This is a genomic window from Citrobacter sp. RHBSTW-01013 (assembly GCF_013781985.1).
Lineage (GTDB): Bacteria > Pseudomonadota > Gammaproteobacteria > Enterobacterales > Enterobacteriaceae > Citrobacter > Citrobacter braakii.
In genome coordinates, this window is sequence record NZ_CP056185.1 from 3,146,670 (window position 1) to 3,167,719 (window position 21,050).

A 21,050-nucleotide genomic window follows, 5' to 3' on the forward strand; every position below is an offset into this window, starting at 1 on the left:
CATAATTAGCCTGCTTGCTTATATTCAATCGATAGCGCAAACAGCGCGCCACACTGCGGAACGCTATGTCACCCTCAGATGCTCCCATAAACTGGAAACGTAACCTCACCGTTGCCTGGTTGGGTTGTTTTTTAACCGGTGCAGCATTTAGCCTGGTTATGCCCTTTTTGCCCCTCTATGTCGAGAGTCTCGGCGTCACGGGTCATAGCGCCCTGAATATGTGGTCAGGTCTGGTCTTCAGCATCACTTTTCTCTTTTCCGCCATCGCCTCTCCTTTCTGGGGTGGCCTTGCCGATCGCAAAGGGCGAAAAATCATGCTGCTGCGTTCCGCATTGGGTATGGCGATTGTGATGCTGCTGATGGGGCTGGCGCAAAATATCTGGCAGTTCCTGGTCCTGCGCGCCCTGTTGGGTCTGCTCGGCGGTTTCATTCCCAACGCCAATGCACTCATCGCCACCCAGGTTCCGCGCAATAAAAGCGGCTGGGCGCTGGGAACGCTTTCCACCGGCGGCGTCAGCGGCGCACTGCTCGGACCGTTAGCTGGGGGGCTGCTCGCGGATCAGTACGGACTACGCCCGGTATTTTTCATCACCGCCAGCGTACTGCTGGTCTGTTTTATCCTGACGCTATTTTTTATTCGCGAACGTTTCCAACCGGTGAGCAAGAAAGAGATGCTGCACATTCGCGAAGTCGTGGCCTCGTTAAAAAATCCCAAACTGGTGCTGAGCCTGTTTGTCACAACGCTGATAATCCAGGTGGCAACCGGGTCCATCGCGCCAATTCTGACGCTGTACGTTCGAGAGCTGGCTGGCAACGTCAGTAACATCGCCTTTATCAGCGGGATGATTGCTTCCGTACCAGGCGTGGCTGCGTTAATCAGCGCCCCGCGACTTGGCAAATTAGGTGATCGAATTGGCCCGGAGAAGATCCTGATTGTTGCTCTGGTCATCTCCGTGCTGCTGCTTATTCCAATGTCGTTTGTACAATCGCCCTGGCAACTTGCCGTTCTGCGCTTTTTATTGGGGGCCGCTGATGGGGCTCTGCTCCCGGCAGTACAAACGCTGCTGGTCTATAACTCAACCAATCAGATCGCCGGGCGTATTTTCAGTTATAACCAGTCATTTCGCGATATCGGTAACGTAACGGGACCGTTAATGGGGGCGGCAATTTCCGCCAACTACGGTTTTCGCGCCGTCTTCTGCGTGACCGCGGGCGTCGTACTGTTTAACGCTTTCTACTCGTGGAATAGTCTGCGCCGTCGCCGGAGCACTGAGGCTACGGGATGATTTTTGTGCATTCATACTTGCAATATCGGAGAATCAACTATTATTTCCCTGAATACTTCATTAAATCAAAGGGAGACTCTGATGACCATGTATGCCACGCTGGAAGAAGCCATTGATGCCGCTCGTGAAGAATTTCTGGCTGATAACCCTGACCTTGAGCCCGACGAAGCCAGCGTTCAACAGCTAAGCGTACAAAAATACGTGCTACAGGATGGTGACATTATGTGGCAGGCGGAATTCTTTGCTGATGAGGATGAGGGCGAGGGTGAATGCCTGCCAATGCTGAGTGGTGAAGCGGCCCAAAGCGTTTTTGATGGCGACTATGATGAAATTGAGATCCGTCAGGAGTGGCAGGAAGAAAACACGCTTCACGAATGGGATGAAGGTGAATTCCAGCTGGAACCTCCCCTGGATACCGAAGAGGGTCAGACCGCGGCCGATGAATGGGATGAGCGATAGCTTACTCGTAAGGTCCGTGGTGAATGTCGAGCGGGAGCAGCAAGGTATCAAACACCAGCGAAAATGGCAGGTCGAGGATGGTGACGTAGCGCCACGCGGAGTCCCGGACATCCCATTGCACGCCAGGATAGTATTGGTTTCCGTGCCCTTGCCCTGGGATAGTTCGGCTAATAATACTGCCGCATCCGCTCAGCAAGCACACCATGATTGCCACTGCCAATATTCGCACCTGATACCTCACAGCTCTTTTATTTAGTATAAAAAAATACCGGCACCAGGCCGGTATTTTCACGTTACTTAACGCTTACTTTTTCCTGAGCGCCAGCGGATTCAGGGTCAGTCCCTGGTAGTAATTCACCCACGAAGAATACTTATCAGGTGAATTCCAGACGCGATAGTGCAAACGCGCCATCGTCACCGGATCGCTCAACAGCACCAGACGGCGGTCACGGTTTAGTTTCTCCGGCGTTTCGTTCAGCGCCTGCTCCACATGGCGGTCACGGGCAATCTCAAGCACGTTACTCGCGCGGTGGCGTGCAGTCGCCATTGCCGTTGCCAGTGCGTTAAATGACGGGTTAAACACCGCATGCATAAAGCCGTCGTCCAGTGTACGATTGCGGTTCATCACCAGATAGGTATCCGTATCCACCAGCACCTGCGGCGGAGAATACTCTTCCGGGATCAGGAACAGCTTCCAGCGCTTGGTACGTAACCCAACCGTGGAACGGCTGGAAATCACGGAAACAAACGGCGACAGGATCAGCGAGAAGACAATCGGCGCCAGCCAGAACAGGAAACGCAGATCCAGCCAGGCCATACCTACCGCCCACACCAGCCCCAGCAGTAACTGAGAACCGTGACGCATAAATGCTTCACCCCACGGGGTGGAATCGTCATCACGCTGCGGCGAATTCCACACCACTTCCCAACCGAGGAAGGCGCTCACGACGAAGACGGTATGGAACAGCATACGCACCGGCGCCAGCAGCACGGAGAACAGAACCTCCAGCAGCAGCGACAGCGTGACGCGGATAAACCCGCCGTATTCTTTCGTCCCTTTACACCAGATGAGCAAAATACTCAGCAGCTTCGGCAGGAACAGCAGCACCATCGTAGAAGCAAACAGCGCGATCGCCAGTTCAGGTCGCCACTGCGGCCATACCGGGAACAGCTGGCGCGGTTGCAGGAAGTACTGTGGTTCCGTCAGCGCATGCACCACCTGCAATGCGGTTGATAACGCGAGGAACATAAACCACAGCGGCGCGGACAGATAGGACATAACGCCGGTCAGGAACACCGCACGGTGAACCGGGTGCATCCCTTTCACCAGGAACAGACGGAAGTTCATCAGGTTGCCATGACACCAGCGACGGTCACGCTTGAGTTCATCCAGCAGGTTCGGCGGTAGCTCTTCATAAGAGCCCGGCAGATCGTAAGCAATCCACACGCCCCAGCCGGCACGACGCATCAACGCCGCTTCGACGAAGTCATGGGAGAGAATCGAACCCGCAAACGAGCCTTCGCCCGGTAACGGCGCAAGCGCACAGTGTTCGATAAACGGCTTCACGCGAATAATCGCGTTATGGCCCCAGTAGTGCGATTCCCCCAATTGCCAGAAGTGAAGTCCAGCGGTAAACAACGGACCATAAACACGGGTCGCAAACTGCTGACAGCGTGCATACAGCGTATCCATACCGGAAGCCTTCGGTGAAGACTGGATAATCCCGGCATTTGGATTCGCTTCCATCAGGCGCACCAGCCCGCTCAGACAGTCACCGCTCATCACGGAGTCAGCGTCCAGCACCACCATGTAGCTGTACTGATTTCCCCAGCGACGGCAGAAGTCATCAATGTTACCGCTTTTACGCTTCACGCGACGACGACGACGACGGTAGAAAATCTGCCCTTCGCCTTGCACTTCGGCAATCAGCTCCATCCACGCTTTTTGTTCTGCTACGCAGATATCGGGGTTGTAGCTGTCGCTCAGGATGTAAACATCAAAATGCTCGGCGTTGCCCGTCGCTTTGACCGACTCCCACGTGGCGCGAAGTCCCGCGAATACGCGGTCAACGTCCTCGTTACAGATCGGCATAATCAACGCGGTCCGGTGTTCGGGATTTAACGGTTCGTCCCCAACCGTTGAGGCGGAGATACTGTACTTATCTCGCCCAATCAACAGTTGCAGGAAGCCCATCAGCGCGGTCCAGAATCCTGCTGAAACCCAACAGAAAAGCACGGCAAACAAAATGAGAATGCCGGTCTGGAGCATGTAGGGCAGCAGTTGCATAAAGGAAACCCATAAATCCTGCCCCATCATGTCAACAGGATTAATGAATGCCCAACCCTGATACGGAAGGATCGTCTTCATATACCAGGTTGCGACGACCGTTTGCGCCAGCGTTAAGATCAACAGCGTATAGCGGCGGATGGTGCCAACCGTACGCCATTTTTGCTCGCTCTCCTGTTCTTCTTTCGTCAAACGCGAAAGATAACGCGGAGTCACATCGCGCCCGCGCAGGCGATCCCAAAAGCGGCCAACCGGGTTGGTACGCCAGGGATCGGGGAACATAGAGGTACGCGTTGCTTTTGGCATCGCCTGCAGCTGATCGCGCCCCTCATCGTCCTTAACCAACTGCTCTTTGGCCAGAGAATCAGGCCACGCCTGCTCCAGGCGAGCTTTCACCGAACCCTGCGGTGAATCATCTTCGCGCGAGTACGTACGATGCTCGGCATCCAGCGCCTGATGAACGGCGCGGATGTCAGTTTTCGGCAGTGCCGCTTTTTCGATATCCGAAAGCGGCATTGCGTCAATATACTCAGTTGTCTTATTCATTGGCAGGTAACTGGTAGCTCCAGGTTTCACTCAGCGTCTGATCGGCATTGACCAAGGCAGCACGCATTTCAGTGGTTTTCTTCACATCTTTCACTTTCACGCGCAATACCAAACGCCAACCTTTAGTTACCGGGTTGTAGCGCACAGTACTTTCAACGATCTCGCCGTTGTCGCCAATACTGGTTTGTGCGGTAACCGGGGTATCCTGCGGCAGCTTTTTCATATCCGTGCCGGTAAAGTCCACCACAAACGCGATGGTGCCATCAGGCTGACGAATGAGGTTAGACTGTTTTACATCACCGGTAGAACGACGAGTCTGCTGGACCCAGGCGCTATCAGGGGCATGAAGCTTGTCTTCGTCACGCGTGAACGTCAGGGTGTACTTGAAGTTCATCTCTTTGCCGGCTTCAGGCAGTTGATCCGGCGTCCAGTACGCAACGATGTTATCGTTCGTTTCATCGTTAGTTGGGATTTCAACTAACTCAATCTTACCTTTACCCCAATCACCTTTTGGCGTGATCCAGGCGCTTGGGCGCAGATCGTAACGATCGTCGATATCTTCAAAACGCGAGAACTGACGGCCACGCTGTAGCAGGCCGAAACCTTGCGGGTTTTCCATCGCAAAGCTGCTCACCGCCAGATGTTTCGGGTTATTCAGCGGACGCCAAATCCACTCGCCGTTGCCAGCGTGGATCGACAAACCGTTAGAGTCATGCAGTTCCGGACGATAGTTGGTCGCCGGAGAAGGCTGGTTTGGTCCGTACAGGAACATACTGGTTAACGGTGCCACGCCCAGCTTGCCCACTTTGTCGCGCAGATAAACTTTGGACTGAACATCGACTACCGTGTCACGACCCGGAATGATGACAAAGCGATACGCTCCGGTTGCGCGCGGAGAATCCAGCAAGGCATAAATGGTCAAACGTTTGTCAGTCGGTTTCGGACGCTCGATCCAAAACTCACGGAAGCGGGGAAATTCTTCGCCAGAAGGCAGAGCGGTATCAATCGCGAGACCGCGCGCAGACAGACCGTAGACCTGCCCTGCCCCCAGAACACGGAAATAGCTGGCACCGAGCATGCTGACGATTTCGTCGTTTTTATCTTTGCTGTTGATCGGATACAGCACTTTGAACCCGGCGAAACCGAGATCTTTTACCGTGTCTTTATCATGCTGAACATCGCCAAAATTAAAATAATCCGGGCTGTATTTGATTCTTTTCACCGCTGTAGCGGTAACTTCGTTGATTTTGACCGGCGTGTCGAAGTACATACCCTGGTGGTAGAACTCGAGCTTAAATGGGGTCTTGAGATTGCTCCAGTAGGCTTTATCGCGGTTAAACTGGATCTGCTGATAATCCGCATATTTCATGTCGCGGAAAACGGAGGGCAAGTTACTTTTTGGCGCCTCATAGCCTTTACCGGCTAAGGATTGAGCTTGTTTTGCAACATCATCGATGCTGAACGCCCAGCTCGATGATGTGTACAGCGTTAACATAACTGCTGCACCCAACCAACGCATTTTCATCATTTGTAGTTTATGTTTCATAATTAGTAAGCACTTCCCCCTTTGTGTGCTTATATTGATCCGATCCATTTTAATGGATAATCGGGTATTCCGACAACTGAATCCCTGTATTGTTCGCGCGCTGGCTCATGGTTTAATCAGGTTCAACTACCTGTTTTCACTTTGCGTGCTTATCCTGGAGACAGGTTGTTGGACTTCGTGTAGGGTTGCCCTCGAATGTAACCATTATTCGTCTTAGGGATAAGACGAAAAGTCTGAGAATACATAACTGTCTATGAGCTCTGTATCACCACCACGCGAATATTTTCTTGACTCCATCCGTGCCTGGCTAATGTTGTTAGGGATCCCATTCCATATTTCATTGATTTACTCGACCCACACCTGGCACGTGAACAGCGCTGAACCGTCGTGGTGGTTGACCCTGTTTAACGACTTTATCCATGCTTTTCGCATGCAAGTCTTCTTTGTCATTTCGGGTTATTTTTCCTACATGCTATTTTTGCGCTATCCACTAAAGCGCTGGTGGAAGGTGCGTGTAGAACGCGTGGGGATCCCGATGCTGACCGCGATTCCATTACTTACGCTGCCGCAATTTATCATGCTGCAATACGTAAAGGGAAAAGCAGACAGTTGGCATACTCTCAGCGGCTACGATAAATACAATGCGCTGGCCTGGGAGCTGATTTCCCATCTGTGGTTTTTACTGGTTCTGGTCGTATTAACGACCGTGAGCATGTGGGTGTTCACCCAGATGAAAAACAGACTGACGCGTAGTGACGCCGCCAGCGCCCCGGCGGTGTCGATGACTAAATTATCGCTGATCTTCATCTTGTTAGGTGTCGGTTACGCTGCCGTCAGAAGGACAATTTTCATCCTCTACCCTTCGATTCTCAGCGATGGCATGTTCAATTTTATCGTTATGCAAACGCTGTTCTATGCGCCGTTCTTTATCCTCGGCGCACTGGCGTTTATCAACCCGAATCTGAAAGCGCTGTTTACCACGCCGTCACGCGGTTGCACGCTAGGTGCTGCATTCGCATTTGTGGCATACCTGCTCAATCAGCGTTACGGCAACGGCGATGCCTGGATGTATGAAACCGAATATGTCATTACCATGGTCATGGGACTGTGGATGGTGAACGTCGTCTTTTCGTTGGGTCACCGTTTGCTTAATTTCCAGTCTGCCCGCGTGACCTATTTTGTCAACGCGTCGCTATTTATCTATCTGGTGCACCACCCGTTAACGCTGTTTTTTGGCGCTTACATCACACCGCATATCACGTCGAATCTGCTGGGTTTTTTCTGCGGTCTGCTGTTTGTGGTTGGGATTGCGGTAATACTGTACGAAATCCATTTACGCATACCGGTGCTGAAGTTTCTCTTTTCGGGTAAACCGCCCGTTAAGCAGGATAAAAACAAGGCCGTAGCCGGCTAGTTTTTCCCTCAATCATTGTGTGGTTCAAAGCAGCCATTCAATGGGTAACACGGACGCCAGCTTTACCAGAACCCGCTTCCAGAATCCTGTGGCGGGTTCTTTTTTCAGGACCTGTTCACTGCCAGAAAGTCGGTCGACCCAATTAATTCTCCCCCAACGGTCAAGGCGTAGCTGCCAGGCCATATCACGCTGGCTTTGCATAAACCGTTTATGAATCAATTCGGCCAGCACTTCACTCTCAATCACAAATCCCATTTCTGTATTGAGCAGCGTCGAACGAGGATCAAAATTAAGCGAGCCGATAAACACTTTGCGATCATCAATACTGAACGTTTTCGCATGCAGGCTGGACCCTGAATTCCCGGTTAATCCACGATCGTGAACGACCGAGACGCGATCGCGGGTCGGTTTAAGTTCGTATAATTCTACACCGTAGCGCAGCAGTTTTTTTCGCCAGCGCGCATAGCCCGCATGGACGATCGCCACATCATTCGCCGCCAGTGAATTGGTTAAAATGGCAATCTTGACGCCTTTTCTTACCAGTCTCAGGAGCTGCGCCACACCGGCACGCGTCGGCACAAAGTAGGCAGAAATAATATCAATACGTTCGGTCGGCGAGCCCATTACGTCAAACAAACGCTGCGGTAATAGCGAGTGGCGCGGCGCTTTCCCTTCTCCTTTTGCAGGATCATCGCTCAGCAAACGCGTTTTGGCCCAAATCAGCGGCAGCGATCTTTGATCGAGACTGGACATAAACTGGCTGGTTTCCAGCTTATGCAGATAGCGGCGGGTAATATCATCGTTATACCAGGATTCGGGTAGCTCAATACGCTGCGCAGAATCTGGCTCGGACATCTCAAGCACATTTTGTAACGTTGAAACCGAGCGGCAGTGCCAGTAACGCTCAAAATCATCCGCCACATCTTTGACAACCGGCCCGATAGCCATGACGTCCAGGTCGGAAAATAGCGGTTGCTCACCCGCGCCAAAATAGGCATCGCCAATATTACGCCCACCAACGAGAGTCACCACGCCGTCAGCGGTATAACTTTTATTGTGCATGCGCCGATTAAGCCGGGCAAAATCGGTTAAATAGCCCAGCGCGCGCAGGATGCGAAAGGAAAACGGATTGAAGAGGCGAACTTCTATATTGGGGTGCTTATCCAGCAGACGCAGCGTGTCGTCCAGACCCGGCGTGTTGTTATCATCCAGCAGCAAACGCACCCGTACGCCTCGCTTCGCAGCGGCCAGCAGTACGGAAAATAGCAATAACCCGGACATGTCGTTTTCCCAGATGTAATACTGCACATCCAGGGTACGTTCCGCCATTTCCGTTAACCGATAGCGAGCAGCAAACGCATCCAGGCTGTCATCCAACGCAAGAATGCCGCATTCTCCCGGGTGGTCTTCGCAAAGGGGCGTGATGGCACGCTCAAGTCGCGTCATATCAGTCCGTGTGATCATCGCCTTGTTGTGTTAGCAATCTCTTATAAAGTTGAGCGTTTTCGTCATCAAAGCACACGAAGTATATCTGATCAGGAAGTGCGCGGCGGGTAATAAATTTCAGCACCGTTTTCACCGCTATTTCTGCCGCTGCGGCGCGTGGATAGCCATAAGCCCCAGTGCTAATCGCCGGAAAAGCAATGGAGTGATAACCATTGGCCAGGGCCAGTTGCAGGGTGTTTAAGTAAGCTTCTTCGAGGCGTTCGGCCTCATGATGACCTCCCCCTTGCCAGACCGGTCCTACGGTATGAATGACCGCTTTTGCCGCAAGCGCCCCCGCCAGAGTGATCACCGCATGCCCTGTCGGGCATTCTCCTTGTTGCTGGATAACCTGTTTGCAGGCCTCCAGCAATGCTGGTCCGGCAGCGCGATGGATTGCGCCATCGACGCCACCGCCTCCCAGTAGCGATGAATTCGCCGCATTGACAATCACATCAACAGCGACAGTCGTAATATCGCCATGTAACACATGAACACGTGATTGCATAAGTTCCCCCTGACAAAACACCATTCGTTAAGTGTACAGCAGGGTTTTCCCTTAAATCTCTCTTTTTAACCGTAAGTGTGCATATCTACGCCACAGCGAGTCATTTATATTCAATATTAAGAATCGCCATGTTTTTCTGTTCATTGAGGTAGTGCATTTTGACTGTGGCAATTTCCTGCACATTCTGAGGGGCTGTCGCGAGCTGCTGCGGGTTGTAAAGACTATTCTGGTTGGTGCCGTTGCGGATACATGACAATTCAATTTGCTGCTGCTGTCTGTTAACGTCGCAAGGTGATTCAACTATCGCTCCGCGAAAATGAATAACCCCGCCGGTTGTGATTTGCTGCGCAATTGCAGGGAGGGTTAAAAGAGAAAAAGCACATAAACTGGTACTTAAAATACGCTTTAATAATGTACACATAAGGGTTCCTCAATGATTAGCCATCTTTGAGGGATCGAAATGATCCTTCACCGCTACGATTAACGATCAAATACAAACGCTCACACGCTTCTATATTCATAGAACAGCAGCGCATTCCCAGCCACACCCTTAATGCAAATACAGCAAAAAATTATGGGTGACTGTTTGAGTCAGGCCATTGTTGCGACAGATGCAGAGACTGCCCATCTGAAACGGTAACGATAATTTTGACCGAATCCTCAGATGAAATATTAAAGCTCAGTTTGGTTAATTCAATCGGTCGATTAGCAGGGACCGAAAGGCTTATTTTCTGCTGCGACTGGCTTTGTCCCCCCTGCCCTTGACGTATGGCAAGGACTTGTACCTCACATACGCACGGTTGGGTTAACGTCACCTGAGGAATAATGGTGTACATATCACCTTGCTGAGTAGTATTGAATGTTATTTGATTTGCCAGCGCGGCAATGAGTAATAGCGTATGCATCATATTCTCCCGAAAAAAAAACAGGGCTCACGCCCTGTTTATTATCAGTCAGAAAACTGAATTAGTGTTGGTTAGCTGTAGCGTTGTTGCCAAAGCCAACTTGCTGAATCAGCACATTGGAGTCAGAAGCGGTCTGATTAACCAACGCACCGTTACGGCCACCGAACTGGGTTACACTAATATCAGCATTTTTAGCATTCCACTGATCGATAGTGGCATTGTTCTGGAAGCCAGTCTGTTTCAGGCTAATGGTACTGTCATCAGCGCCCTGACCAACTACAGCCCCGTTACCGCGCCCCTGTTGTGTGATGGTGACATCTGATTTACGCGCATCACTTTGCAGAGCATTCGCAGCGTTGTTTGACCCATATTGGTAGATACTCAGTGAAGAGTCTGGGCCATAATTACTACCGCCACCATGATGATTGCCGCCCCATTGCGGAACAACACCAGCCAGAGCACTGCCAGAAACTACGATTGCTGCGAATGCTGCCACTTTTAAAAGTTTCATGGTAAACCCCCATCGGATTGATTTAATCGTCGTTAATGGATTAGCGTTGAGTAACGCGAATTGCCATTTGCGACTGTCTCTGCACCACAACTGCTGTTTTTTGTGTACCGTACTGAGTAATATTGGCTTTATTACCAGAACCTTTCTGGATAATTACCGCCGTATTACCGTATGAACCTTGTTTAATACTCGCGTCATTGGAACTACCCGTTTGATCAATATATGCAAAGTTATATGACCCCGTCTGGTCTGTTTTCGCTCGGTTACCAGAACCTTCTTGCGAAATAACCGACAATAACTTCGAGCCCCCCTGTCGAGTATTTGCACTGTTCGCAGTGCCAACCTGACCAATAATGGCTGCCTGATTAAATGAAGACTTACTTAATTCATTTACCGCAAAGTTATATTCTGAGTTAGCTAAATCATAACTTGTAGCGGATGCAATCCCAGGCACACCCAGCATTGTAAACATCATAAATAACAACTTGTTTTTCATGTTGTCACCCTGGACCTGGTCGTACATAAGGTTAAATTATTTACCACTCAAATTATTGTTAACGTGACTTACATTTGTTAACGCCACGTTACGATGAAGAGTATGTCCGTTGAAACATTTTAAATAACTCACCCACCAGTTGTATTTTTATATCCAGATTCACCCCAAAGTACTAATTAACCGCAATTAACACCGTTATAGCTCTGGATTTTATTTCTTTTGTAACCCAATGACTGAATTTCTATGCAGTAACAAAAAAACGCGTTTCCCGCGTTTTCTGGGCCTTGCAGACGGTAGTGGGATTGTCCTCGGTACAAGTCGTGACAAGTGTCATTTTTTTCTATCTAAAATTGTTCAACTTAAAGTGAGACCATAAAATCAAAATTCATTAGAAATCTAAAACCATCTAATTATAATTTTATCTCTTAAAATTCAATAAGATATTATAATTTGTATGATTTTTTAAATCTATGCAGTAACGCTAAAATGTACAACTTTACTATCAAATCTAAACTCCACAAAAACGAAAAAATCACATTTTAATATATAAATTTACATTATGTAACATGTTTAACACTTGCTTTAAGATTTGTAATAGCTAGATTGAAATCAGTTGAAGTCCATTTGTTTTAATATTTTCACCCCGTTGGGTCGAAGTTTTATTTCTACACAGCAGTGCAACATCTGTCAGTACTTCTGGTGCCTCTATTTTAGTAGAGGCAACTGTCAGGTGTGCGACTAAAAAAGTGGAGTTTCATCATGTTTAATGAAGTCCATAGTATTCATGGTCATACATTATTGTTGATCACTAAACCATCCCTGCAGGCAACTGCGTTATTACAGCATTTAAAGCAATCGCTGGCGTTAACCGGAAAACTACATAATATTCAACGTTCTCTGGATGATATATCCTCCAGCTGCATTGTTTTACTGGATATGATGGAGGCAGATAAAAAACTGATCCATTACTGGCAAGATAATTTGAGCAGAAAAAACAACAATATAAAAACTTTATTGTTGAATACTCCAGATGATTATCCTTACCGGGATATTGAAAACTGGCCGCATATCAATGGGGTATTTTACGCAACTGAAGATGAGCAGCGTGTAGTCAGCGGTTTGCAGGGTGTGTTGCGGGGCGAATGCTACTTTTCGCAAAAGCTTGCCAGCTACCTGATCACGCATTCCGGGAACTACCGCTATAACAGCACGGAGTCGGCATTACTTACGCACCGTGAAAAAGAGATCCTTAATAAACTGCGTATCGGCGCCTCAAATATTGAAATCGCGCGTTCACTATTTATTAGTGAAAATACGGTGAAAACACATCTTTATAATCTTTTCAAAAAGATAGCTGTCAAAAATCGTACGCAGGCGGTCTCGTGGGCCAATGATAACCTCAGGCGATAAAGCCATGAAACGCTATTTGACCTGGATTGTGGCAGCAAATTTGTTCCTTGCTGCCGGGAATCTACACGCGGCTGTAGAGGTGGAGGTTCCCGGACTGTTAACCGACCACACTGTCTCTTCCATTGGCCATGATTTTTACCGGGCCTTTAGTGACAAGTGGGAAAGTAAGTACACAGGAAACTTAACCATTAATGAAAGACCCAGTGCACGTTGGGGAAGTTGGATCACCATAACGGTCAATCAGGACGTTATCTTCCAGACTTTTTTATTCCCGACGAAAAGAGACTTCGACAAAATTGTGGTCTTTGCATTGGCAGAAACTGAGGAAGCATTAAATCGTCGGCAAATAGATCAAACACTATTAAGCACGAGCGATTTAGCGCGCGATGAATTCTAAAACATGATTTTGTCCGGAGGCTTTCATGCGTGTCAAACATGCAGTGGTTTTGCTCATGCTGATTTCACCATTAAGTTGGGCCGGAAATATGACGTTCCAGTTCCGCAACCCTAACTTTGGTGGTAACCCAAATAACGGCTCTTTTTTACTGAACAGCGCCCAGGCGCAAAACTCGTATAAAGATCCGAGTGCCGGCGACTACGGGATTGAAACCCCAACAGCGCTGGATAACTTTACCCAGGCGATCCAGTCACAAATACTCGGTGGCTTACTTACCAATATCAATACCGGTAAGCCGGGAAGGATGGTAACCAGCGATTTTATCGTTGATATCGCCAACCGGGATGGACAACTGCAACTCAATGTCACGGACAGGAAAACGGGGAGAACGTCGACTATTGAAGTGTCGGGTTTACAAAATCAGTCGACCGATTTCTAAATTATAGCCACGAAAGGAAAAAATCATGCAGCGCTTACTTATCATGGTGGCAGTAATTTTACTCAGCGGATGTTTAACAGCCCCGCCGCAAGAAGCCGCTAAGCCGACATTAATGCCCCGAGCCCAAAGCTATAAAGACTTGACGCACCTGCCCATGCCTACAGGTAAGATATTTGTCTCGGTATACAATATTCAGGATGAGACTGGCCAGTTTAAACCTTATCCGGCAAGTAACTTCTCAACCGCCGTCCCGCAAAGCGCCACAGCGATGCTTGTCACCGCATTGAAGGATTCTCGTTGGTTCGTTCCGCTGGAACGTCAGGGATTGCAAAACTTGCTTAACGAACGAAAAATCATTCGTGCAGCTCAGGAAAACGGCACAGTTGCCATTAATAACCGGATCCCTCTGCAGTCTCTGACCGCGGCAAACATCATGGTAGAAGGGTCAATTATTGGTTATGAAAGCAACGTTAAATCGGGTGGCGTTGGTGCGCGCTATTTCGGTATTGGCGCCGATACGCAGTACCAGCTCGACCAGATAGCGGTCAACCTGCGCGTAGTTAACGTCAGTACCGGTGTAATCCTCTCATCGGTGAATACCAGCAAAACTATCTTGTCTTATGAAGTGCAGGCTGGGGTATTCCGCTTCATTGACTACCAGCGACTGTTGGAAGGTGAAATTGGCTACACCTCTAACGAACCGGTTATGCTTTGTCTGATGTCAGCAATTGAAACCGGCGTTATCTTCCTGATTAATGACGGGATTGATCGCGGATTGTGGGATTTGCAGGATAAGAAACAAGTTGATAATGACATCCTGGTTAAATACCGCCATTTGTCGGTACCTCCGGAATCCTGAGTGGTCGATACAGCATAAAAAGCGTGAGGAAAACCCTCACGCTTTTTTTATTTACTGGTCAGCGTCGACGATAGCCGATTCTCACGACGAGATGCCAGCCACAATCCGCTGTTTTTCATCGCATAGCCAAATACCAGCCCCAGCGCCAGAGAAGGCACGACCAACTGCCAGTCACCCTGCCCTGCAAACGTTGCGCATGCGCCAATAAAGGTGCCCGGCACAAATGAAAGCAACCATTGCTTTGCCTGAATACACATGAGAAACGCGACAATTCCCGTCATGACATAACCAATAATGTCCATATGCGGGGCAAGCGCGCTACCGTTAATAATCACCAACGCCCACACCACACCGCTTAGCAGCGTACACGCCGAGATCCACAGCCCTTTCAGTCCACCCTGCGGACAGGCAAAATAGGCCGTGCAGCCCAGAAAGCCAGCCCAACTGAGTAAACCAAGAGATACGGCCACCCATCCCCAAATCCCAGAGAGAATGCCCGTTGTGATTGCAATTGAGAGAAGTATGTTCATGCCGCGTATCTTAGCAGAAAAACGGCATGGGAATGAGATCGTGCACACAATTCATGCAATGATGTAATTTGAGTTGCAGTTTAATGAGATCTAAATCACATTTATTCTTCAGTATCTTCCTGCAATTCGTCCCACATCGCGCCAATGGCATCACGCGTTAACGGTGCCATGGTACGCCAGAACTGTGTGTTTGCGTGCGCTTCAACTTTGCCAAGGAACGTGCCACACCAGGGCAACAGGTATTCCACAAACAAGGTTTCGAGTGCTTCACTTTCATCTTCCGCAGACTGATCTTCAAGCCATGAAGCCGCCAGCAACAGCGTGCCAATATGATCTGCAGGCGTATCTGCCAGCGGCATTCCGCGGGCAGAAAGAAAAGCACGAACATCGGATTCTTTCGCCCCTTCTACCCAGGCGCTACGATAAGGCGGCACCGCACACTCGTCGCCGACAAACAGCGCGTTGTAATCCGCAGCCAGCTGAGGCATATCGCAGCTTTTCTGCAGACGAGTGAGCAGTTCGTCCTGTTCCAGCGGCCAGTTGGCGGACAGTTTACCTTCACTAATCAGGGTAAACAGAGGAACCAGTAAAGGGTCCTGCGGTTGGCGGTAAAACAGCGAGCCCAGTACACGACACAGGATAGAAAACTCGTTCATTGATATATTCCAGTTAGTAACAATTACAGTTCAGCAAATTCCGCGATCGGCTCCATGCCTCGCGATTCCAGAAACGCCAGCAGGCGTTTAGGGGTGACGTTTAAAATTCTGTCTTCCGGGAAATTTACATCATCCAGAATTTTACGGCATTCACCAAATTCACCCAGTGTGAAAGCGGTATGTGAATCCGATCCTAACGCCACCCAGCCTCCGGCATCACGCACTGCCGCAGCGACCGCGCGACAATTGTCCTCACTCCCCTTACGCGAATGCAAAAACGAGGAGTTATTGATTTCCAGCGCGACCTGGTATTTTGCCGCCGCCTGCGCAATCGCTGTGATATCAACGGGATATTTGGGATTCCCCGGATGGCTGATGATGTGCACGTGACCACTGGCCATCGTGGCTATCATTGCCTGGGTATTGGTGTCTTTATCGTGAGGTGCAAAAACTGGCTCATGGAAGCCCGCAATGATGAGATCCAGGGAAGTAAACATCGGACCTGAACAGTCGATTTCGCCTTCAATATTCTTAATATTCGCCTCGATACCGCGCAGGATCCCTACGCCATCGACGATACGAGGCCAAATGCGCATATTAATAAAGTGCCAGTGATGAGGCGCATCCGCCATGTCCGGTCCATGATCGGTTATGGCAAACAGCTTGATGCCTTTGCGATGGGCTTCAGCGATGTAATCACTTAAAGTGCTGTAGGCGTGGGTACTGGCGACGGTATGCATATGCAGGTCAACGGGATACATAACTCTCTCCTGTAGTCATTTTCCGTCAAGGATAGCAGGTATCGTCGCCATTTATTAGCTCAAACCCGGCACTTGCCGGGTTACCATCAATATCCCCGAACGCGATCGACCTGACCCGTTACGGATTTCCCACTTTCCAGGTCCAAAATCGTACGGGAGATGTAGTCCACCGCCTCTGCCGGGCGTGTTACCGCGGCGATATGCGGCGTCATTGCCACACGCGGATGTTTCCATAGCGGGCTGGTTTCCGGCAGCGGTTCACGGCTATAGACATCCAGCATGGCACCTTTCACTTTGCCGCTGTCCAGCGATGCCAGAAGATCGTCTTCATTGAGATGAACGCCGCGCGCCAGGTTGAGCACGTAAGCGCCATCCTGCAATTGGCTGAGTAAATCAGCGTTAATAATGCCTACGGTTTCTGCCGTATTAGGCAGGAGGTTGATCAGCACGCGAGTTTGACTCAAAAACGCGCCCAGTTCCTCGGTACCGGCGAAGCTTTCCACACCAGACCAGGATTTACGCGTACGACTCCAGCAGCGTAGCGGGAACCCCCATGCTTGCAGACTTTCTGCAACTTTTGCGCCTAAAACACCAGCGCCCATGATCCCGACGCTAAACTCATCGCGAGTATATTCTGGCAACGGTTGCCATTTCGCCTGGTTTTTTAATGCCTGGTAGTCATCAAAGCGACGGAACCAGTGCAATACCTGACTAACCGCATATTCCTGCATTTGCAGGCCCATCCCCGTATCTTCCAGACGGAAAAGCGGGATCGACGCATCCAACATTTCCGGATGAGCGTTTAGTTTACTGAGAATAGAATCGACGCCCGCACCCAGCGCAAATACGGCTTTTAATTTTCGTCCGGCGAGCATTTCAACCGGAGGATGCCAGACCAGCGCGTAGTCAGCATGCGCATTATCACCTGCCTTCCACTCACGGACCCGCGCGCCAGGTATGGCCTTTGTCAGCGCATTAAGCCACCAGGTTGTATCGAATGTTGGGTGATAGAAAATTATATCCATAACGTCTCCTGAACATTGTTATGCGGAACGTACTCGCACTTATAATCATCATTTTTCGAGGGAACATCAGAGTAGCAAATTTTAGGGTGCTGGCAAAAAAAACAATTCCCGCTTATTTAAGCTGCATATTGATTGAAGTTTGTGTAAATGCACGTTTTTTTCAAAAAGTTGATTGACGCCGGAACGGTATTTCCCTAAATTAGCGCCCGTTCCGGTAGCACAGGAACAACAATATGGTGAGGTGTCCGAGTGGCTGAAGGAGCACGCCTGGAAAGTGTGTATACGGCAACGTATCGGGGGTTCGAATCCCCCCCTCACCGCCATATTCGAGAAAGAGCTCGTACGCAAGTACGGGCTTTTTTTTCGCATGTGAGCCGTCCTGAATAGCGTTAACCTGTAGGTCTGATAAGCAACGTGCTATCAGGCATCATCCCCCGCCCCGTTGCACATTATCTAAACCACTCTTATGCTGTAACTACCGCTTTCTCAAGCAATCAGGAAAATAACGGCATGTTAAACATAGAAGGAACTTTGCTGGATGAGCTCATGTCGCAGGCAGACGAAGCAGGATTTATTCCGTTGAAGGTTTTCTCGCGAAAAATCCTCAAACGTACACCGAATGAAATAAATACGTTTTTCGATCCTGACAGCCGATTCTACGAAGAGTATCAGCGAACGGTTATTTGCAACGTCAGGCATAACGTCACCATTAAAAAAACCTACACCAGCAATGGGATCTTACGAAAAGAAATTACGGTAGGCGGGATTTATAAGGATGACCTGCTGACCTTTCTGGCACAAGCGCTAAAGAAAATAGACGAAAATAACCAGTTGTTTGACCAGGCCTGCGCCAACTACTGGAGCAGCAAAAGAAAGTAATCTGCTGACGTCAAATAACAAAGCCCGGTTTCCCGGGCCTTGAAGACGGAGTACTTATCAGTTGTAAGCATTGAGCGTCCGCTGACAGAGTGCCGAACGGACGCAATCGTCTTTATTGAAACGAACAATCCCAACCATATCATCTTCTTCGAAACGGGCCAGCGCATCGCTTAGCCCTGAGCGAACGTGGGCGGGTAGATCGCACTGGGTCACATCCCCGTTCACAATCACCGTCACATTCTCCCCGAGGCGAGTCAAAAACATCTTCATCTGTGCTGCAGTAACATTCTGAGCCTCGTCAAGAATGACCACTGCATTTTCAAATGTGCGTCCACGCATATAAGCGAATGGCGCGATTTCCACCTTACCAATCTCAGGCCGCAGGCAATATTGCATGAAGGAGGCGCCCAGACGTTTCACCAGCACGTCATACACTGGACGAAAATAAGGCGCAAACTTCTCGGAAACATCTCCAGGTAAGAAGCCGAGGTCTTCATCAGCTTGCAGAACTGGACGGGTTACAATGATCCTGTCCACGTCTTTGTGGATCAGGGCCTCTGCTGCTTTTGCCGCGCTGATCCAGGTTTTACCACACCCGGCTTCACCGGTAGCGAAGATCAGCTGTTTACTCTCGATAGCATTCAGGTACTGGGCCTGAGCTTCATTCCGCGCCGTGATTGGCGTGGCGTCGCGACTATCACGCGCCATACCAATCGCTTCTACGCCGCCCATCTGCACAAGCGAGGTGACCGATTCATCTTCACGTTGTTTATGACTACGCGAATCCCGCCTCAGCACACGTTTTGCTTCACGACGAGCTTTGATCACTGCTTTTTGTCTTCCCATGGATAGCACCTTGAGTTGTAGGTATACATCACACGCGCCGTTGGCGGCACGATTATGCGCACGAACATCTGAGGGTTGGCTTCCTTGTAAGCCATTGCTTGCTTTCGGATAAGACGCCACACACGGCTACGCGCACCGTACAAGGTGTCAGTTACGAAGATAAGAAGTGAAAGGGAGAGAGATTTAGCGGTGACGAGGTGGCTACCGGAAGAGAAACGTCCGCGTAACGTACTGCAGCTACTGTGAAAAATGTGTCCAATACAGGACTTTTCCATCGCGATCTCCATAGTGAACGACTATCACCGCCGGGAACTACCGCTGTTTCTTATAATTACATCATAATCTTTCGTTAATGCAACAATATTTTTACTTGCTGTTAACTTAAATTCTATCTAATCACCAGAGACAGTCTCTTGCAGAGAGATGACAGAATTATTTCGGTCTCGTACCGATCATAAAAAATAATTTGTTCATTCATACAGATGTCAGGAAAAGCCCCGCTGTACAACGGGGCGTAATCATCAGGCTTCGAGTAGAGACTGTCCCAGATATTGATCTGCGGTTTTGACACCCGGCAAAGCAAAGAAGTAGCCCCCACCAATTGGTTTGACATACTCTTCCAGCGCTTCACCGTTGAGGCGTTTCTGCACAGTCAAAAAGCCTTTTTCCAGATCGTGTTGATAGCAGACAAACAACAGTCCCATATCCAGTTGACCGGATGGGGTCACACCGAGCGAATAGCTGTAGCCACGGCGCATCATCAGGCTGGACTCGGTCTCTTTCGTGCGCGGATTCGCCAGGCGGATATGACTGTCAAGCGCAATCACCTCACCTTCGGGATCGCTGGCATAGTCAGGCACATCGTGCTCGTGATGCATACCCAGCGGCGCGCCGGTGTGTTTATCTCGACCAAATATCGTTTGCTGCTCTTTCAGCGGCGTACGATCCCAGAACTCGACGCGAAACTGAATGAGCCTGACGGCCTGATAGCTACCACCTTGCGCCCAGACAGGTTCGCCCTGCCCGTCCGTAACCCACACCACGTCTTGCATCAACTTCGCATCCGTCGCGTCCGGATTCGCGGTGCCGTCCTTAAAGCCAAGCAAGTTGACCGGGGTCTCTTTGCCTTTGCTGCGCGCGGCATGGTCGGAAATAAACCCTTCACGTTTCCAGCGCACGCTAAGGAGATCGGGCGTATGTTTAATGATATCGCGCAGTGCATGGATAACGGTGTCCTGCGTGTTGGCACAAATCTGCAGCAGCAAATCACCATGGCACAGCGCCGCATCCAGCGAATCATTCGGGAAGCGGGTCATTTTTTGTAGCTTTTTCGGCATCTGCGATTTCAGGCCATAACGTTCATCAAATAGCGAGGCGCCGACTGACAACGTCATCGTCAGGTTGTCTGGCGCAATGTATGCGCCGAGGATACCGGAATCCATAGGGGGTAAACGCGGGTTCGGCGTATCCGGCGCCGGCCCGCCCGTGGTCAGAAACGCAAATCGGGTGGTCAGCAAGCGGAACAAGCGTTCCAGATCAGCCTTATCGCTGGCGAGAACATCGAACGCCACCAGCATCATCGATGCCTGCTGTGGCGTCAGGATCCCTGCCTGATGCTGACCATAAAACGGCTGCGCTTCACTACGCGCATCAGGGGACAGCGTTCCCGGCGCGCTTTGTGGTTTTTGCGCGTGGGCAACCGGACATCCCCCCGCCAGCGCCAGCGCCCCACCCAGGGCGCCCATCCCTTTCAGTAAACGTCGGCGTGAAGGTTCGCTCACACCGTTTTCATTATCTTGCTGCATTTT

Annotated in this window: 24 protein-coding genes and 1 tRNA gene; 9 read left to right on the forward strand and 16 right to left on the reverse strand. The window is 49.9% G+C overall.

Annotation, left to right across the window (positions count from 1 at the left end; all coding sequences use genetic code 11):
- The first annotated feature begins 65 nt into the window (after window positions 1–65).
- Together mdtG and HV350_RS15245 are read left to right on the forward strand one after the other, a co-directional pair.
- The gene (mdtG, locus tag HV350_RS15240; protein WP_046274768.1) at window positions 66–1,286 is read left to right on the forward strand and encodes a multidrug efflux MFS transporter MdtG; all 1,221 of its coding nucleotides are present in this window, start codon (window positions 66–68) and stop codon (window positions 1,284–1,286) included.
- 81 nt (window positions 1,287–1,367) lie between these two features.
- Window positions 1,368–1,745, forward strand: a complete 378-nt coding sequence (locus tag HV350_RS15245) for a MysB family protein (RefSeq protein WP_016152610.1) — start codon at window positions 1,368–1,370, stop codon at window positions 1,743–1,745.
- 1 nt (window position 1,746) lies between these two features.
- On the opposite strand, the gene HV350_RS15250 is transcribed toward HV350_RS15245, so the two are convergent.
- The 3 genes from HV350_RS15250 to mdoG all read right to left on the reverse strand — a co-directional run bounded on the left by HV350_RS15250 (window position 1,747) and on the right by mdoG (window position 6,106).
- Window positions 1,747–1,974, reverse strand: coding sequence for a YceK/YidQ family lipoprotein (locus HV350_RS15250; protein WP_016152609.1), 228 nt, complete (start codon window positions 1,972–1,974; stop codon window positions 1,747–1,749).
- A gap of 75 nt (window positions 1,975–2,049) precedes the next feature.
- Window positions 2,050–4,578: a glucans biosynthesis glucosyltransferase MdoH gene (gene mdoH, locus HV350_RS15255; protein ID WP_019076449.1), complete on the reverse strand. Its 2,529-nt coding sequence runs from the start codon at window positions 4,576–4,578 to the stop codon at window positions 2,050–2,052.
- Window positions 4,571–6,106 carry a glucans biosynthesis protein MdoG gene (gene mdoG, locus HV350_RS15260; RefSeq protein ID WP_085951042.1) on the reverse strand — a complete coding sequence of 512 codons (1,536 nt, stop codon included), beginning with the start codon at window positions 6,104–6,106 and terminating at the stop codon, window positions 4,571–4,573. Before mdoG ends, mdoH begins: the two co-directional genes overlap by 8 nt.
- Window positions 6,107–6,377: 271 nt before the next feature.
- Between mdoG and mdoC the strand changes: the two genes are divergently transcribed.
- Window positions 6,378–7,538: a glucans biosynthesis protein MdoC gene (gene mdoC, locus HV350_RS15265; RefSeq protein WP_181628834.1), complete on the forward strand. Its 1,161-nt coding sequence runs from the start codon at window positions 6,378–6,380 to the stop codon at window positions 7,536–7,538.
- Between the two features lie 24 nt (window positions 7,539–7,562).
- On the opposite strand, the gene HV350_RS15270 is transcribed toward mdoC, so the two are convergent.
- The 6 genes from HV350_RS15270 to csgB all read right to left on the reverse strand — a co-directional run bounded on the left by HV350_RS15270 (window position 7,563) and on the right by csgB (window position 11,440).
- The gene (locus HV350_RS15270; protein ID WP_275370809.1) at window positions 7,563–9,002 is read right to left on the reverse strand and encodes a phospholipase D family protein; all 1,440 of its coding nucleotides are present in this window, start codon (window positions 9,000–9,002) and stop codon (window positions 7,563–7,565) included.
- Window positions 8,986–9,528 (reverse strand): O-acetyl-ADP-ribose deacetylase, encoded by a 543-nt coding sequence (gene ymdB, locus HV350_RS15275; RefSeq protein WP_016156177.1) that lies wholly within the window; start codon window positions 9,526–9,528, stop codon window positions 8,986–8,988. The genes HV350_RS15270 and ymdB overlap by 17 nt, the downstream gene beginning before the upstream one ends.
- Before the next feature lie 100 nt (window positions 9,529–9,628).
- Complete coding sequence (locus HV350_RS15280) at window positions 9,629–9,949, reverse strand: type 1 fimbrial protein (RefSeq protein WP_016152603.1); 321 nt, start codon at window positions 9,947–9,949, stop codon at window positions 9,629–9,631.
- 151 nt (window positions 9,950–10,100) lie between these two features.
- Window positions 10,101–10,433, reverse strand: coding sequence for a curli assembly chaperone CsgC (gene csgC / locus HV350_RS15285; RefSeq protein ID WP_046274771.1), 333 nt, complete (start codon window positions 10,431–10,433; stop codon window positions 10,101–10,103).
- A 61-nt stretch (window positions 10,434–10,494) separates the two neighbouring features.
- Window positions 10,495–10,944, reverse strand: coding sequence for a curli major subunit CsgA (gene csgA, locus HV350_RS15290; RefSeq protein ID WP_016156176.1), 450 nt, complete (start codon window positions 10,942–10,944; stop codon window positions 10,495–10,497).
- Between the two features lie 40 nt (window positions 10,945–10,984).
- Window positions 10,985–11,440 carry a curli minor subunit CsgB gene (gene csgB / locus HV350_RS15295; RefSeq protein ID WP_019076446.1) on the reverse strand — a complete coding sequence of 152 codons (456 nt, stop codon included), beginning with the start codon at window positions 11,438–11,440 and terminating at the stop codon, window positions 10,985–10,987.
- Window positions 11,441–12,199: 759 nt separating this feature from the next.
- Between csgB and csgD the strand changes: the two genes are divergently transcribed.
- The 4 genes from csgD to csgG are packed head-to-tail and all read left to right on the forward strand — an operon-like array spanning window position 12,200 to window position 14,545.
- Window positions 12,200–12,850, forward strand: coding sequence for a biofilm master transcriptional regulator CsgD (gene csgD / locus HV350_RS15300; RefSeq protein WP_003036091.1), 651 nt, complete (start codon window positions 12,200–12,202; stop codon window positions 12,848–12,850).
- A 4-nt stretch (window positions 12,851–12,854) separates the two neighbouring features.
- A complete protein-coding gene (gene csgE / locus HV350_RS15305; protein WP_016152600.1) occupies window positions 12,855–13,247 on the forward strand; it encodes a curli production assembly/transport protein CsgE in 393 nt (130 codons plus the stop codon).
- 25 nt (window positions 13,248–13,272) lie between these two features.
- A complete protein-coding gene (gene csgF / locus HV350_RS15310; protein WP_016152599.1) occupies window positions 13,273–13,686 on the forward strand; it encodes a curli production assembly/transport protein CsgF in 414 nt (137 codons plus the stop codon).
- Between the two features lie 25 nt (window positions 13,687–13,711).
- On the forward strand, window positions 13,712–14,545 hold the full coding sequence (gene csgG, locus HV350_RS15315; protein WP_181628835.1) for a curli production assembly/transport protein CsgG: 834 nt from the start codon (window positions 13,712–13,714) through the stop codon (window positions 14,543–14,545).
- A gap of 47 nt (window positions 14,546–14,592) precedes the next feature.
- Here the strand turns inward: csgG and HV350_RS15320 are convergent, their stop codons facing one another.
- The 4 genes from HV350_RS15320 to ghrA form a co-directional block, all read right to left on the reverse strand.
- Window positions 14,593–15,075, reverse strand: a complete 483-nt coding sequence (locus HV350_RS15320; protein ID WP_016156175.1) for a DUF1097 domain-containing protein — start codon at window positions 15,073–15,075, stop codon at window positions 14,593–14,595.
- A gap of 101 nt (window positions 15,076–15,176) precedes the next feature.
- On the reverse strand, window positions 15,177–15,731 hold the full coding sequence (locus HV350_RS15325) for a molecular chaperone (RefSeq protein ID WP_016152596.1): 555 nt from the start codon (window positions 15,729–15,731) through the stop codon (window positions 15,177–15,179).
- Between the two features lie 23 nt (window positions 15,732–15,754).
- A complete protein-coding gene (locus HV350_RS15330) occupies window positions 15,755–16,492 on the reverse strand; it encodes a phosphatase (RefSeq protein ID WP_016156173.1) in 738 nt (245 codons plus the stop codon).
- A gap of 86 nt (window positions 16,493–16,578) precedes the next feature.
- Window positions 16,579–17,517, reverse strand: a complete 939-nt coding sequence (ghrA, locus tag HV350_RS15335; RefSeq protein ID WP_016152594.1) for a glyoxylate/hydroxypyruvate reductase GhrA — start codon at window positions 17,515–17,517, stop codon at window positions 16,579–16,581.
- Window positions 17,518–17,752: 235 nt separating this feature from the next.
- Here ghrA and HV350_RS15340 point away from each other — a divergent pair.
- Together HV350_RS15340 and HV350_RS15345 are read left to right on the forward strand one after the other, a co-directional pair.
- A tRNA-Ser gene (locus HV350_RS15340) sits at window positions 17,753–17,840 on the forward strand.
- Window positions 17,841–18,027: 187 nt separating this feature from the next.
- Complete coding sequence (locus HV350_RS15345) at window positions 18,028–18,396, forward strand: hypothetical protein (protein ID WP_181628837.1); 369 nt, start codon at window positions 18,028–18,030, stop codon at window positions 18,394–18,396.
- A gap of 57 nt (window positions 18,397–18,453) precedes the next feature.
- Here the strand turns inward: HV350_RS15345 and phoH are convergent, their stop codons facing one another.
- The 3 genes from phoH to efeB form a co-directional block, all read right to left on the reverse strand.
- A complete protein-coding gene (gene phoH, locus HV350_RS15350) occupies window positions 18,454–19,242 on the reverse strand; it encodes a phosphate starvation-inducible protein PhoH (protein ID WP_016152592.1) in 789 nt (262 codons plus the stop codon).
- The gene (locus HV350_RS15355) at window positions 19,221–19,517 is read right to left on the reverse strand and encodes a hypothetical protein (protein WP_016152591.1); all 297 of its coding nucleotides are present in this window, start codon (window positions 19,515–19,517) and stop codon (window positions 19,221–19,223) included. Before HV350_RS15355 ends, phoH begins: the two co-directional genes overlap by 22 nt.
- 246 nt (window positions 19,518–19,763) lie before the next feature.
- The gene (gene efeB, locus HV350_RS15360; RefSeq protein ID WP_181628839.1) at window positions 19,764–21,047 is read right to left on the reverse strand and encodes an iron uptake transporter deferrochelatase/peroxidase subunit; all 1,284 of its coding nucleotides are present in this window, start codon (window positions 21,045–21,047) and stop codon (window positions 19,764–19,766) included.
- Window positions 21,048–21,050: the final 3 nt, after the last annotated feature.